This window comes from [Clostridium] celerecrescens 18A, from assembly GCF_002797975.1.
In the GTDB taxonomy this organism is placed as follows: domain Bacteria; phylum Bacillota; class Clostridia; order Lachnospirales; family Lachnospiraceae; genus Lacrimispora; species Lacrimispora celerecrescens.
This window is the reverse complement of the sequence record NZ_PGET01000001.1, coordinates 1,573,082-1,586,963: the sequence shown is the minus strand read 5'-3', so window position 1 is coordinate 1,586,963 and position 13,882 is coordinate 1,573,082. Positions and strand designations below refer to the sequence as shown.

Genomic DNA, 13,882 nt, shown 5'->3' with positions numbered 1-13,882 from the left:
TCCTGGTTTTTCCTCAATATTCTCTGCGAAAGTTGTCCGCATGATAGTCTGCCGTTGATTATACTACAAAAAAAGGGCAAAGAAAAGCCCCTTTCCTAAAATTCCCCATCCTATGTCTCATTCTTATCCCCGAATCAGCATAGAAAGGATTTCTTCAAAGCACACTCCGTTTTTTATCGGGACATGCAGCTCATCGGATTTTATGATACTGGCCTTTACAAAACTGGCCGCTTTTTTCACTGCTTCTGTTAATGGGATCCCTTTCACGGTTTGGGCTGCGAGGATGCTTGAAAACACATCTCCGGTTCCCGGCCGCTCACTGCCGACATGAAGAGAACGCAAAAAGCGGGGATCCCGGTCCTTCTCCGCCACTACATTCGTCACATAGTTGCCTTCTCTTACGCCAGTGATCACCACGGAATCTGGTCCCATATCCCATATCTCAGCAGCCATAACAAGAAGCTCTGAACGCTTCCAGCCTGACGGCCGGTATTGTCTGCCGGTCAGGATACAGGCCTCTGTCAGATTAGGGGTTACAATATCACCATATCCCACCAGTTCCTTCATGCGGCTGCACATCCGTTCCGTATAGGTCTGATATGCCTTTCCGTGATCTCCCATAATGGGATCCACCAAAACCTTCGTTTCCGGTGTGCTGAAATCCTTAATCATGTCAATGACAATTTCAATCTGTTCCTCGGAACCTAAAAAACCGCTGTAAATACCGTCAAAGGACAGATCCAGTTTCTTCCACTGTTCAATATATAAAGGCATCTTCTCCGTATAATCATCAAAAAAGTAGGTGGAAAATCCGGTATGACTGGATAGTATGGAAGTGGGAACCGGACAACACTGTACCTTTAAGGCAGAAAGTATAGGAAGAGCCACTGTGAGAGAACAGCGGCCATATCCCGACAGATCTTGAATAACAGCAATTTTTTTCTGATGTTTTTCTGATGTCATAAGAGCTCCTAACAAATTTTAGTAAATAAACCGGACCTGATCAGGGCATTTCTAAGAGGCATGTAAATGAGGACGGAAACTATGGCTGATGTAATTGCATTAATAGAAGTGGATGCAACGTTCCATGCCAGCGCCAGTTCTGCCGCCGGTTTACCCAGGATCAGAAGCTTGTAAAAATAACCGACCAGAGGATCAAAAATCACATTGAACAATAGTCCTCCTGCCACTGCCGTGATGGTCCAGGTCAGTATATGCTTTTTGTCAGAGGATTCATTGATCTTTCCGATTCTATGGGCCAAAAATCCGGTGATAAGGCCGATGCACAGTTTTAATAGAAAGGTCTTTGGCGCATATACCACATAAACCGGATCAAAAAGGTCTCCGATGGTCATGCCGATTGCGCCGCCTAAGCCGCCGTAGAGCCCGCCTAATAGAATTGCTCCCAAAACGCAGACCGCATTCCCTAAGTGAATGGAAGTGGCATCCCCTCCCGGAAGTGTGATCTTAAATTGCAGGAATGTAAATACTACGTAGGACATAGCGGCAAACAGTCCTGTCAGTGCGGTTTTATAAATCCTGTTGTCTGTTTTACTCATTGGTAATTCCTCCCTTGCTGCTCTAGTTGTTCTTTATCTTAGCACGCAAGTGGAGTGATATAAATATCCAGTTTCGATATATTAAATCATACCAGTTTAGTCATGGGACTGGATACAGATCAGGGTTCCGGATGCGAATTCAATGGTGCCCTCTTCACCCGTCAGCTCATTGCTGATACACAGGCTGGTTCCTAAGTCAATGTCCTTTTCATAAAGAGGATATTTGAAGCCGGTCAGAGTGATTTTCTTCACTTCTCCGCATAGTGGAAGGAAGGAAATATATTTTCCCCATAGTGCTTCAGCCTGAAACGTCCTTCCCTTATCAATCACTGTGATCCAGTTCTTTTCATCAACAATGGCTGCTTCCACACCCTTTTTCAGGCAGGCATAAAGAAGATGAAGATTGCCGATAAAATGGTCCATCCTACCTCCTGTTGCCCCCAGCAGGACCAGCTTTGAACAGCCAAGCCCTATGGCGGTATTTATGGCAAGTTCTGTATCAGTTTCATCCTTTTCCGGTTTATGAATTTCCCAGGTGATATTCTCCGAACTGTTTTTATATTCAGACAGGACATCTTCTGCCACCGTATCAAAATCTCCGACAATGGCATCCGGCTTTAACTGCAGCCTGGAAAGAGCTGCAAGACCCCCGTCTACTGCGATGATTTTATCAAACCTTTTGTTTTCTAAGAATCTGCCGGCAAATCCATAATCCATGGTTCCCCCGGTAACGATCAAACCTGTAGTTTCTTCTTTCACCCTTCATATTCCTCAAATATTTTTAAGAATGCTTTTGTATTATCAGCCGCATTTCCTTTAAATACAGCAGAACCGGCCACAAATACATTAGCACCTGCCTCAATCAGTTCTCTCACATTTTCACAGGTGACGCCCCCGTCAACCTGGATATCTGTCTCCAAATTCCGCTCCCTGCAGATGCGCCTTAAGTCCTTAACTTTATCCAGGGTATACGGAATAAATTTTTGTCCGCCAAAGCCTGGGTTTACCGTCATGAGTAAAACCATGTCCACTTCCGCAAGAATGAAATCAAGGACAGATAGGGAAGTTGCCGGATTAAGGGCTACTCCAGCCTTTAGACCGGCTTCCTTGATCTGATTTATGGTACGGTCTAAATGGGTGCAGGCTTCTGCATGGACACAGATGAGATCAGCTCCTGCTTCTTTGAAATCATTGATATATCTTCCAGGTTCCTCAACCATCATGTGAACATCGAATATCCGGTCCGTACAGCTCCGCAGGCTTCCGATGACCGGCATTCCAAATGAAATACTGGGCACAAATGCACCATCCATCACATCCAGATGAATGTACTGGGCTCCTGCCTCCGACACTTCAGCTACCTGCTGTCCAAGAATTTTAAAGTCTGCCGCTAATATGGAAGGGGCAAGTTTAAGCATATTAATATCTCCTTTTCTCTTTTAGATCCTGATATAAAAGCCGGTAATTTTCATATCGGCCCCGGTTTATTTTTCCTTCTTCTACCGCAGCCTTTATGCCGCAGGTTTTTTCTCCTATGTGGACACAGCCCAGAAACCGGCATCCGTCTTCATAGGATTCAAACTCAGGAAAATAGTCCTTCAGTTGACTGCACTCCAAGTCTTCCAGGTACATGGAACTAAATCCCGGCGTATCCATAAGGTACGTATCCCGTCCGATGCCAAAAAGCTCCGAATGCCTGGTGGTATGCTTTCCTCTTTGAATTTTCTCGCTGATATTTGCAGTCTCCATCTCAGCCTGAGGATAAAGAAGGTTGGTTAAGGAGGACTTTCCCACTCCGGAAGGTCCTGCCAGAACCGTGGTTTTCCCACGCACCAGATCTCTGATCTCCTCAATTCCCTGATCGTCATAGGTACTGGTAAAATACACAGGATAACCAGCTGCCTCATAGATATCTCCAAGAGCCAGCTTTTCTTCACTGCCTGTTAAATCCGTTTTATTAAAACAGATTTTTACAGGAACCTCCTGAACTTCCATCATAACCAGAAAACGATCCAACAGATTTAAGTTGGGTTCCGGATGGGTAATGGCAAACAACACCAGCGCCTGATCCACATTTGCTACGGCCGGGCGAACCAGGGTGTTTTTCCTTGGCAGGATTTGTTCGATGTTTCCTTTCAGTTCTATGCTGTCCAGGACAGAAAATTCCACATCATCTCCAACCAATGGTTTCACGTTTTTATTGCGGAAAATACCCTTTGCTTTACATTCATAGATGTTTTCGTCTGTGCCGTGCACATAGTAAAAGCCTGCAATTCCTTTCAAAATTTTTCCTGTCATATTTTTTCCTTTTTCCTGCCCGCGCTTTTTGGGCATGAAGGGATACCCGAAGGGTGTGTTCCTTACGATTGCGGTACCGGTATAAATGTGATGAAATAAGAATTAATCACATCGCCGGTCTCGACATTTACGATCTCTACGGTCCCGCCGGAAACGCCATAAGCACCTTCTATATTTTTAAATGATACGGGAAGCATCTGGTCGCCTGCCATGGTAACAGGTCCCATTAGCTCTCTGATTTCATCCCTTCCATTCACCGACTGCCTCAGCTGTATCTTTAAAGTAAGCTGGGTGCTGCCGGAGCCTGGTCCGATAATATTCTGCAGTGAATAAGACTTATCAATGGAAGCCAGATATTTGACCTTGGCCTGCTGGGCAGTTCCGCTGCTGATAACATAATTCACAGCAGTTCCCGTCTCTACCTGGCTGTCAGCGGTTAAGGACTGGCTGATAACATTACCGCGGGGAACTGTCTCAGAAGCTGCTTCCGTAACCGTTCCCTGAACCAGTCCCACGTCAGCCAGCATCTCCACGGCGACCTCCTGGGTCTGGCCGATAATGTTTGGTACAGTGACCGGATTGACAAGAGCCGGGCCGCTGCTTAAAACCAAAGTCACGGTTTCTCCTTCTTTTGCCTTATCAGGGCTGTAGCTGATTACATATCCTGCTGCTACGGTATCGCTGTTTTTCTGTTCCTCATTGACTGTCAGACCTTTGCCCTCCAGAGCTGCCTTGGCGGTAGCGCCATCCATCTTCTCCAGACCAAGCGTAGTTAAATCAACGGTTTCGTGCTCCGGTCCCTTGCTGACCATCACATATACAGCAGAATACTTATCAATTACCGTACCCTCTGCCGGGTCCTGAGACACAATATCGCCTTTGTCTACCGTGTCATCATATACGTAATCACTTACCTTCATATACAGGCCGCCGTTATCCTTTAACTTCTGCTCTGCAATATCCGTAGCCAATCCCACAACGCTGGTCATTTTCACTTTTTTGTCGCTTAAGGTTTCTTCCGTAGAAATTTCCGCAGTTGATTCAGTTTCCTTGGGAGAACCGGAACGGAACAAGCCTCCTACCTTAGAGAACACGATGACCAGTACGATCACAATGAGAATGGCAACAACAACACCTGCCGCAGTTAAAAGCCTTTCGATTTTAGGATTGATATCATCCTCTGAATCCTGTTTTCTGGCTCTGCCGTTTCCTGGCTGTCCGCCCGCTTTTTTTTCCGGGCGGCGTTCCGGCCTCTGCTCCTGATTTCTGTTTCCATTCCGGCTGGCAAAAGGATCTGCCTGGATCTTCCGGCCGGAACGAATCTGTTCCAACTCCGGTTTTCCGATAATAACCGTCTGGGAATCATCCACCTGGGAATTATATTGGACAAAATCTCCGTCAGGATTGACAAGGGCCTTCCGTAAGTCGGATATGACCTCTTGCATACTGCCATAACGGTACTCCGGTTTCTTTTCGGTACATTTTAAAATTATATTTTCAAGCCCTACCGGAATGTTCTCATTATAATAGCTTGGCGGTGTGATAGGGTCTTCCAAATGGGCCAGGGCAACAGTCACTGTATTATCACCCTGAAACGGAACTCTGCCAGCCACCATTTCGTACATGGTGATTCCCAGAGAATAAACATCGCTTCTTACATCGCTGTAACCGCCTCTTGCCTGTTCCGGAGATATGTAATGGACAGAGCCTACTGCGGTAGCACTTAAGGTCTGGGAAGAGGCAGCCCGCGCGATTCCGAAGTCAGCCACCTTCACTTTTCCATCCCTGGCTATGATGATATTCTGGGGCTTGATATCCCGATGTATGATCCCTTGTTCATGAGCAGCTGCGATTCCCTGTGCAACGGAAATTGCAACACCAATGGCCTCTTTCACATCAAGACAGCCTTTTTTATTAATATAATTTTTTAACGTGATTCCTTCAATCAGTTCCATGACAATGTAATGGAGATCCCCTTCATCTACTACATCATAGATGTTTACGATGTTTGGATGGGAAAGGCGGGCAGCCGCCTGGGCCTCCATTTTAAACTTGCTGACAAAACCGCTGTCTGAACTGAATTCTTCTTTTAAGACTTTTATGGCTACAGGGCGGTTTAATTTGTGGCACAGGGCCTTATATACATCTGACATCCCGCCGGAACCGATCTGATCCAGTATTTCATATCTGTCCTGTAAAAATGTCCCCGGTCTTAAGATCATAAGCTTACCTCCCTGCCAATTTGCGGATCAATTAAAACAACAGCTATATTGTCTTTCCCGCCATTATCATTGGCTATTGTAATCAACTTCTCTGCCTTTTCCTGCAGCTCCAGTTCTGAGCATATAATTTCTTCTATCTCAGCGTCCTCAACCATATTGCTGAGTCCATCGGAACACATGAGCACATAATCTCCAGGTTCCAGACTGACTTCAAAAAAATCAACCTCCAGCTTATCTTCAGTACCAACCGCTCTTGTTATAATATTCTTTTTTTCCTGATAATCCCGGCTTCCACGTTCCAGTTGGCCTAAAGACACCAGTTCTTCCACATAGGAATGATCTTTTGTAATCTGTCGCAGCCGATTATTATTAACCAGATACAGACGGCTGTCTCCAACATTTGCCACATACATAGTAGTGTCCTCGATCACAGCCGCAACCAAGGTTGTTCCCATACCGTTTAACTCTGTACTTTTCATGGATTCCTGATAAAGCATTCCGTTGACCTTCAAGATTTCCTCCCGAAGAAGCGGAACAATACCAGACGAATCCGCCTGTTTTAAGTGAGCCACCAGACTTTCTGCAATATATCTGGAGGCATAATCTCCGGCCTGATGGCCGCCCATGCCGTCTGCAACCAAAAAAAGATTGGGCAGTGTGCCCAAAGGCTCTGCCTGGGCATAGACATAATCCTGATTGGCCGTACGGACTCTTCCGGTATCCGTCATAGCGCAAGCCTTCATCGTTTCATTCTCACTTCCTCTTTATTTCTGTAAGCAACGTGCCAGGTACAGGAATTCTTGCATTCCTTTATCCAGCGAATGCTTCAAGGGTCAAATACCCTGTAATTTACTGAGGAGTAGTTAACTCCTGACTTAAAAAGCTTTTCCTAAGCTGTCCGCAGGCACCGTTAATATCCCGTCCCATTTCTCTTCTTATAGTAACATTTATTCCGTTTTTTTCAAGAAGATTTTTAAAGGCTTCTATTGCCTTCCGGTCTGACTGCACGTAATTGCGTTCCTTAATAGGATTTACCGGAATCAGATTCACATGCCCATGCTGCCCCTTTAAAAGAGCCGTCAGAGAGGAGGCTTCCTTTAAATTATCGTTGACACCGCTCACCAGGCTGTATTCAAAGGTAAGTCTTCTACCGGTTTTATCAAAATACGTCTGGCAGGCATCCAGTACATCCTTTAGAGGGAAACGATTGGCAACGGGCATCAGGGTTTTTCTTACTTCATCGTTTGGTGCATGAAGAGACAATGCCAGGGTAATCTGCAGATCCTCTTCCGCCAACCGAAGAATTCCAGGTACTATGCCGCAGGTGGATACCGTTATGTTGCGCTGGCTGATATTCAGTCCGTTTTCATCCGTAAGAAGGCGAATGAATTGAACCAGATTGTCATAATTGTCTAAAGGTTCCCCGGAACCCATGACAACCACATTGGAAACCCGTTCCCCGGTAATTCTTTGGATCCGGTATATCTGATCAAGCATTTCAGAAGGGGTTAAATTTCTTTCCAATCCGTCAAGTGTGGAAGCACAGAACCGACAGCCCATGCGGCAGCCTACCTGGGATGAAATGCAGACAGAATTCCCATGCTTGTATTTCATCAAAACGCTTTCAATCACATTTCCATCGGAAAGAGCAAATAAGTATTTTCTTGTTTCATCTATTTTTGAAATCTTTTCCTCAACAACTGAAAGACAGGTAAACTCTGTCAGATGCACAAGCTTATCCTTCAGTGAGTTAGGAAGATTTGTCATTTCATTAAAATCAGGAGCCAGCTTCTGGTGCATCCATTCATAAAGCTGTTTTGCACGGAAGGGCTTTTCTCCAATGGATACCATATAGGATGTCAGGTGCTCCATATCCAGAGATTTTATATCTATTTTATCCATTATCCATTTCCTCTATTCTGCCCATGCTCCTTGGGTATAAAGGTATGCCTACCTTTTTTGAAATTCCGCAATAAAAAATCCGTCACAGGGATGGATTCCCGGCAAAAGCTGTATAAACTCCCGGTTTGCGGCGGCTGAATCCAGCCCTTCTCCAAGTTTTCCCTCGAGACTTATGCAGTCAAAAGGAAAATGCTCAAGAAACCACCGGGCATTTTCTTCATTTTCTTTTCTGTTTATGGTACATGTACTGAAAATCAGACGTCCGCCCGGTTTTACATATGCCTGGACAACCGACAGGATATTTTGCTGGAGCGCGGCCAAAGATTCCAGGGCTTCCGGCGTCATGCGGTATTTGATGTCCGGCTTTCGTCCAATGATTCCAAGTCCGGAACAAGGCAGATCGGCAATGACGATATCCGCCTTTTCCACGGAATCCGGGTCAGCAACAAGTGCATCCTGGACTTTTGTGCGGATATTTAAAAATCCGCATCGTTTCATATTTTCTTCGACCATATTTATCTTTAATAGACTTAAGTCCCGGACCTCCACCATACCAGTCCCGTCAAGCTTATCTGCTATATGAATGCTCTTTCCTCCCGGCGCGCCGCAGACATCAATGACGTAATCTCCCTTTTTAGGGTCAGCAATTTCACCTACAAAGCTGGAACTTAAATCCTGAACCTGGATATATCCCTTTTGGAATGCCTCCAGGCCTTCCAGGTAATCATATTTTTCAATGCAAAGCACTGCTTCTGAGATTCCGGACTCACTTACTTCTGCCCCCTGCTTTTTAAGACTCTGAAGGATTTCTTCTTTTGAAGCCTTTGCAAAATTGCAGCGGACCGTGGTTTTTTTATTTTTTAAAAAGGATTCCATTATGGTGACTGCTGTTTCCCTGCCATAGGTCTCCTCCCACATGGATACGATCCATGCCGGCATAGAATAACGGACAGAATCATCGGGCCAGCCCAATCCCTCTTTATTTCTGGTAATATTCCTCAGCACTCCATTAACAAATCCCTTTAATCCTGTAAATTTCCGTTTCACGGCAAGTTTCACCGCTTCGTTGCATACAGCGGAATCGGGAACACGGTCCATATAAAGAAGCTGATAGACCGACATGCGCAAAATAGTGCGTATTACCGGTTTCATCTTTGAAACTTTTGTATTAGAAAAGGAATCAATGATATAATCGATCTGAAGCAGGTATTCTACAGACCCCTCTACGATTCTGGAAATGAAGGCCCGTTCCGATTTATCCAGATATTGATACTTATTTAGAGCCTGACGCAGGATGATATGGCTGTAGCCTCCCCGCTCCATAATCTCTAACAGGATATCCAGTGAGATTTCCCTGCTGTCTGTCTCTTTAGTCATCATTCCTTCTTCCTCCAAACAAGATAACCAGCCTTAGAAGCTGAAGCACGGTTGCAGCAAGCGCCGCCACATAGGTAAGGGCTGCCGCACCCAGCACTTTTCTGGTATAACCTAATTCCTGGTCACCTAAAATCCCCACCTGGCCCAAAAGTGTAACCGCCCGGCTGGAAGCATTGAATTCCACAGGAAGGGTGATCAGCTGGAAAATCACCGCCAGAGAAAACAGGATCAGGCCGATATTAACTAAGGGAGAACCGATTCCCCCTATTATAACACCAAGAATAATGAGAGGCAGTGCTGCCTTGGAGCCAATATTGGCCGCCGGCACAATGGCTGCCCGAAGTTTCAGAGGAATATAGCCTGTGCTGTCCTGCATTACATGTCCGCATTCGTGCGCTGCGACACCGATTGCTGCCACTGATGTGGAACCATAAACAGAGTCAGACAGGTTAACAGTTTTGGTTCTTGGATCATAATGATCCGTAAGCTGCCCGCCTACAGACCTTACCTGAACATCATAAATGCCCTGGGAATTTAAAAGGCGCTTTGCTGCTTCAGCCCCTGTCATTCCGGACATGCTTCTTACTTTTGAATATTTATTAAATGTGCTGTTCACTCTTGCAGATGCCACCATGGACAGAACTGCTCCGATGATGACCAGGATCCAGGTTGGATCCCAATAATATCCCATCATTCCGCCATAATACATAATCAGACTCCCCTTTCTTCTTTCTTGCCCGCGCTTTCCTGGCTTTTAGGTATGTCCGCAAGGCGCTCCAAAACGGTGCCTTTTGCAATGGGATATCCGCGGAGAAACGCGTCAATATCCATGCACTTTTTCCCTTGCAGCTGAAGTTTGCGGATGGATAAGCCGCCTTTTCCGGTTTTTATGACCAGCGTATCCCGGCTAACCTCTGCCACCTGGCCATAAGCCCCTTCATACTCCTTATCCACTGCTTCTGCTTCCCATAGTTTCATCACTTTTCCATTCCAGACTGTATAGGCGCTGGGCCATGGGTTTAATCCACGAATCAGGCGCTCAATGGATACTGCATCCATGGACCAGTCAATGTCTCCCATAGACTTTTTTATCATGCCTACATAGCAGGTCTTAGAATCATCCTGGGGAATACGGATGGCAGTTCCATCTTCCAGTTTGTTTATGGTTTTTAAAATAAGCCTGCCTCCAAGCCTGCTCAGTTTATCATGAAGGCTGCCAAAGGTTTCTTTTTCATCCAAAGAAATGGCTTCCTGATCCAGCATATCTCCGGTATCCAGAGACTCCGCCATCATCATGGTCGTGACACCGCTTTCCTTTTCCCCGTTAATGACCGCATACTGTAAGGGAGATGCGCCGCGGTACTTAGGAAGCAGAGAAGCATGGATATTCACACAACCGTATTTGGGAATATCCAGTATGGACTTTGGCAGAAGCTGTCCGAAAGCAACCACTATGATCAGCTCCGGTGCCATGTCTGAAAGAATTTTTACAAATTCCGGATCCCTGGCTTTAACCGGCTGGTAAACAGGAAGTTGGTATTCCATTGCCTTCTCCTTTACCGGAGTCATCTGGACTTCCTTCCCTCTTCCCTTTGGTTTATCCGGCTGGGTAACTACCGCAAGGATCTCATGCCCGGCCTCTTTTAAAGCCTCAAGAGCGGGAACGGAAAAATCAGGTGTTCCCATAAATATGATACGCATAATTATTCTTCAACCTCTCCTTCTTCATCCTCATCAAGGGAGACATCCTCCAGCTCGCCTTCCACTTTGTCTACGTATAAATCGCCGTTTAAATGGTCGCATTCATGACAGATTGCACGAGCTAAAAATCCTTCCCCTTCCAGTTCAAACGGCTCCATGGAAGCATCAAAAGCCTTTACCCTTACATAATCGGGCCTGGTAACCGTTCCGGATTTTCCTGGAACGCTAAGGCAGCCTTCCGGCCCGGTCTGACTTCCCCTGGTCTCCACGATGTCCGGATTAATAAGCACATACTGGTTGCCGTCATCTACATCTATAACTACGATCTGCTTTAAAATTCCCACCTGGGAAGCTGCAAGGCCAACTCCATTTGATTCATACATAGTTTCAAACATATCTACGATCAGCTCGGAAATCCTTGGTGTGATCTCTTTTACAGGTTTGCAGTGCTTTCTTAAAATTTCATCTCCAATGGTTCTAATCTTTCTAATTGCCATCTTCTTTTATCCTCTCATTTATGAAAAATCATATTGAATCATTACCTGATCAAACAACTGCCAATGGTTTTCTGAAAAAACATCGATATGATCCCTGATTTTTATTAGTATATCATAGTTTTCCTGTTTCAAGTATAAAATTTTTCTATAGATATCATTAATTTTGTAAACGCTCGCATCTACCGGGCCGATGACCTGTACCGCTTCCTGTTCCGCAAGGGGGGCAACAAACCCGGCTGCCAAAGCCGCTGCTTCTTTTAAGCAGTCTTCCTTTCTGGAGGAAAACTGAACGGTTAAAAGGCCGCTTGCCGGTGGGTATTTCATCAGGCGCCGATATGCCATTTCCTGTTGGTAAAACGCCTCATAATCCTGATTTGCGGCAGTCACAATGCTGTAATGCTCCGGACTATAGGTCTGAATGACCACGTCACCGTTTCGAGAATCCCGTCCGGCCCTTCCTGCCGCTTGGGTTAAGAGCTGGAAGGTCCGTTCAGCAGAACGGTAGTCCGGGGTATTCAAGGACAGATCTGCCGCCAGCACTCCAACCAGGGTCACATTGGGGAAATCATGCCCCTTTACGATCATCTGAGTGCCTATAAGGATGTCAGCCTCTCCTTCAGAAAAAGCGGTGAGTATCTCCTCGTGTCCACCCTTTTTGGAGGTGGTGTCAAGATCCATTCGCAGGACTCTGGCAGCTGGAAACATCTTTTTTGTCATCTGCTCTATCTTCTGGGTCCCCACGCCGAAATTGGCAATGTAAGGAGAACTGCATGCAGGACAGCGGTCTGGCATGGATATGGAATAACCACAATAATGGCAAACAAGTCGGCTGTTATTATGAAGTGTCAGAGTCACGTCACAGTGTGGGCAGCGAATGGCTTCGCCGCAGGAACGGCAGGAAACAAAATTTGCATAACCTCGCCTGTTGATAAACAGCATGGCCTGCTCTCTTTTCTTCAGCCGGTCCTCGATCAATGCCTGTAAATTCCTGCTGAAAATGGATTTATTGCCTTCTTTTAGCTCCTGCCTTAAATCTACCACAGATACTGCCGCCAGTCGGCTGTTCTTTTTTGCCCGTTCCGTCAGTCGAAAAAGCCGGTATTCCCCCTGAAGGGCTTTTGAATAAGCTTCCAGGGATGGAGTCGCCGAGCCTAACACCAAAGATGCCCCCTGCATGGAGGCCCTTTTCTCAGCCACCTCTCTGGCATGGTATCTAGGGGATACTTCACTTTTATAAGCCCCCTCATGCTCTTCGTCTATCAGAATCAGCCCGAGACGGGAAAAGGGCGTAAACAGGGCCGAACGGGGACCGATCATAATATCAATATCTCCGTTTCTTGCCCGTTCAAACTGGTCATACCGTTCACCTGCCGACAATCTTGAATTGATGATGGATACCCGGTTCCCAAATCTTCCGTAGAAACGCAGAACGGTTTGGTAGGTTAAGGCAATCTCCGGAATGAGAACGATCACTTGCTTTCCATCCTCTATGACCCTTTGGATCAGTTCCATGTAAACTTCCGTTTTTCCGCTTCCAGTAATGCCGTGGATCACATAGGTCTTTCTTATCGATTGGGAATAATCCAGGCAAAAGCTGTCTACAATGGTCTGCTGTTCCCCATTTAAAACCACCTTATTTCTTTCTTTTGCCTCTGTTTTAACAGGATTTCTGTAAACCTCTTCACAATCAAGGCTTACGTATCCTTTTTCTATCACCGGCTTTAAGGTGGCTGCAGAAAGGTTCATTTGGTTGGTTGCAATTTCGTATGGGATGACGGGATTTTCCATAAGCGCCTGAAAAAGGCGAGCTCTGGCCTTATATTTCTTTTTTTCCGCTTCCTCTAAAGCATTGATAAGCTGAGAATGATCCAACAGGCTTTTAAGTACCTTTTTTTCCTTTGGCTTTACCTTTTGCTTTACCGGAAGTACCGTTTTTAATGCCTGGTTCATGGTGGAGCCATACCGTTCTTTCAGCCACCATGCCAGAGAAATGAGCAGAGATTCCGCTGATACACCATCAGTAACGATCCCTGCTATTTCCTTAATTTTATCCGGATCATAATCCGCATGGGCGGCAATGCCGACCACATACCCTTTCCGCATGGAATTCCCTTTTCCAAAAGGAATCAAAACCAGGGACCCCACAGCCACTTCATCAAGTAGACCGGCCGGGATCCTATAATCAAAGGTTCTGTCAACTTTTTCATGGGAAATATCAATAATAATCCGGGCATATCGTTCAGTCATTGTTTTCCTCTTTTCTGTCCACGCTTTGTGGGCATAAAAGTATACCCGCAGGATGTTTCATCTTTTCTGCCCATGATCT

Annotated in this window: 13 protein-coding genes; all 13 read right to left on the bottom strand. The window is 45.8% G+C overall.

The window, feature by feature from the left end; translation table 11 throughout:
• Positions 1-123: 123 nt before the first annotated feature.
• On the bottom strand, positions 124-963 hold the full coding sequence (locus H171_RS07515) for a pyridoxamine kinase (protein ID WP_100304582.1): 840 nt from the start codon (positions 961-963) through the stop codon (positions 124-126).
• Positions 964-971: 8 nt separating this feature from the next.
• Positions 972-1,559 (bottom strand): ECF transporter S component, encoded by a 588-nt coding sequence (locus H171_RS07510; protein ID WP_100304581.1) that lies wholly within the window; start codon positions 1,557-1,559, stop codon positions 972-974.
• Positions 1,560-1,655: 96 nt separating this feature from the next.
• Positions 1,656-2,276 carry a thiamine diphosphokinase gene (locus H171_RS07505; protein ID WP_100307459.1) on the bottom strand — a complete coding sequence of 207 codons (621 nt, stop codon included), beginning with the start codon at positions 2,274-2,276 and terminating at the stop codon, positions 1,656-1,658.
• A 38-nt stretch (positions 2,277-2,314) separates the two neighbouring features.
• A complete protein-coding gene (rpe, locus tag H171_RS07500; protein WP_100304580.1) occupies positions 2,315-2,977 on the bottom strand; it encodes a ribulose-phosphate 3-epimerase in 663 nt (220 codons plus the stop codon).
• Position 2,978: 1 nt separating this feature from the next.
• On the bottom strand, positions 2,979-3,857 hold the full coding sequence (gene rsgA, locus H171_RS07495) for a ribosome small subunit-dependent GTPase A (protein WP_100307458.1): 879 nt from the start codon (positions 3,855-3,857) through the stop codon (positions 2,979-2,981).
• 62 nt (positions 3,858-3,919) lie between these two features.
• Positions 3,920-6,079, bottom strand: coding sequence for a Stk1 family PASTA domain-containing Ser/Thr kinase (gene pknB / locus H171_RS07490; protein WP_100304579.1), 2,160 nt, complete (start codon positions 6,077-6,079; stop codon positions 3,920-3,922).
• On the bottom strand, positions 6,076-6,822 hold the full coding sequence (locus H171_RS07485) for a Stp1/IreP family PP2C-type Ser/Thr phosphatase (protein ID WP_100304578.1): 747 nt from the start codon (positions 6,820-6,822) through the stop codon (positions 6,076-6,078). Before H171_RS07485 ends, pknB begins: the two co-directional genes overlap by 4 nt.
• Before the next feature lie 106 nt (positions 6,823-6,928).
• Positions 6,929-7,981, bottom strand: a complete 1,053-nt coding sequence (gene rlmN, locus H171_RS07480; RefSeq protein ID WP_100304577.1) for a 23S rRNA (adenine(2503)-C(2))-methyltransferase RlmN — start codon at positions 7,979-7,981, stop codon at positions 6,929-6,931.
• A gap of 48 nt (positions 7,982-8,029) precedes the next feature.
• On the bottom strand, positions 8,030-9,361 hold the full coding sequence (gene rsmB / locus H171_RS07475; protein ID WP_100304576.1) for a 16S rRNA (cytosine(967)-C(5))-methyltransferase RsmB: 1,332 nt from the start codon (positions 9,359-9,361) through the stop codon (positions 8,030-8,032).
• Positions 9,351-10,067, bottom strand: a complete 717-nt coding sequence (locus tag H171_RS07470; protein WP_100304575.1) for a zinc metallopeptidase — start codon at positions 10,065-10,067, stop codon at positions 9,351-9,353. The genes rsmB and H171_RS07470 overlap by 11 nt, the downstream gene beginning before the upstream one ends.
• Positions 10,068-10,069: 2 nt before the next feature.
• Positions 10,070-11,059, bottom strand: coding sequence for a methionyl-tRNA formyltransferase (fmt, locus tag H171_RS07465; protein ID WP_100304574.1), 990 nt, complete (start codon positions 11,057-11,059; stop codon positions 10,070-10,072).
• A 2-nt stretch (positions 11,060-11,061) separates the two neighbouring features.
• Positions 11,062-11,556, bottom strand: a complete 495-nt coding sequence (gene def, locus H171_RS07460) for a peptide deformylase (RefSeq protein WP_025233226.1) — start codon at positions 11,554-11,556, stop codon at positions 11,062-11,064.
• A gap of 18 nt (positions 11,557-11,574) precedes the next feature.
• On the bottom strand, positions 11,575-13,803 hold the full coding sequence (priA, locus tag H171_RS07455) for a replication restart helicase PriA (RefSeq protein WP_100304573.1): 2,229 nt from the start codon (positions 13,801-13,803) through the stop codon (positions 11,575-11,577).
• Positions 13,804-13,882 lie beyond the last annotated feature (79 nt).

Coding starts and splice junctions, on each gene's coding strand:
- H171_RS07515 (WP_100304582.1), bottom strand. CDS start 963: ATGACATCAGAAAAACATCAGAAAAAAATTGCTGTTATTCAAGATCTG.
- H171_RS07510 (WP_100304581.1), bottom strand. CDS start 1,559: ATGAGTAAAACAGACAACAGGATTTATAAAACCGCACTGACAGGACTG.
- H171_RS07505 (WP_100307459.1), bottom strand. CDS start 2,276: ATGGATTATGGATTTGCCGGCAGATTCTTAGAAAACAAAAGGTTTGAT.
- rpe (WP_100304580.1), bottom strand. CDS start 2,977: ATGCTTAAACTTGCCCCTTCCATATTAGCGGCAGACTTTAAAATTCTT.
- rsgA (WP_100307458.1), bottom strand. CDS start 3,857: ATGACAGGAAAAATTTTGAAAGGAATTGCAGGCTTTTACTATGTGCAC.
- pknB (WP_100304579.1), bottom strand. CDS start 6,079: ATGATCTTAAGACCGGGGACATTTTTACAGGACAGATATGAAATACTG.
- H171_RS07485 (WP_100304578.1), bottom strand. CDS start 6,822: ATGAAGGCTTGCGCTATGACGGATACCGGAAGAGTCCGTACGGCCAAT.
- rlmN (WP_100304577.1), bottom strand. CDS start 7,981: ATGGATAAAATAGATATAAAATCTCTGGATATGGAGCACCTGACATCC.
- rsmB (WP_100304576.1), bottom strand. CDS start 9,361: ATGATGACTAAAGAGACAGACAGCAGGGAAATCTCACTGGATATCCTG.
- H171_RS07470 (WP_100304575.1), bottom strand. CDS start 10,067: ATGTATTATGGCGGAATGATGGGATATTATTGGGATCCAACCTGGATC.
- fmt (WP_100304574.1), bottom strand. CDS start 11,059: ATGCGTATCATATTTATGGGAACACCTGATTTTTCCGTTCCCGCTCTT.
- def (WP_025233226.1), bottom strand. CDS start 11,556: ATGGCAATTAGAAAGATTAGAACCATTGGAGATGAAATTTTAAGAAAG.
- priA (WP_100304573.1), bottom strand. CDS start 13,803: ATGACTGAACGATATGCCCGGATTATTATTGATATTTCCCATGAAAAA.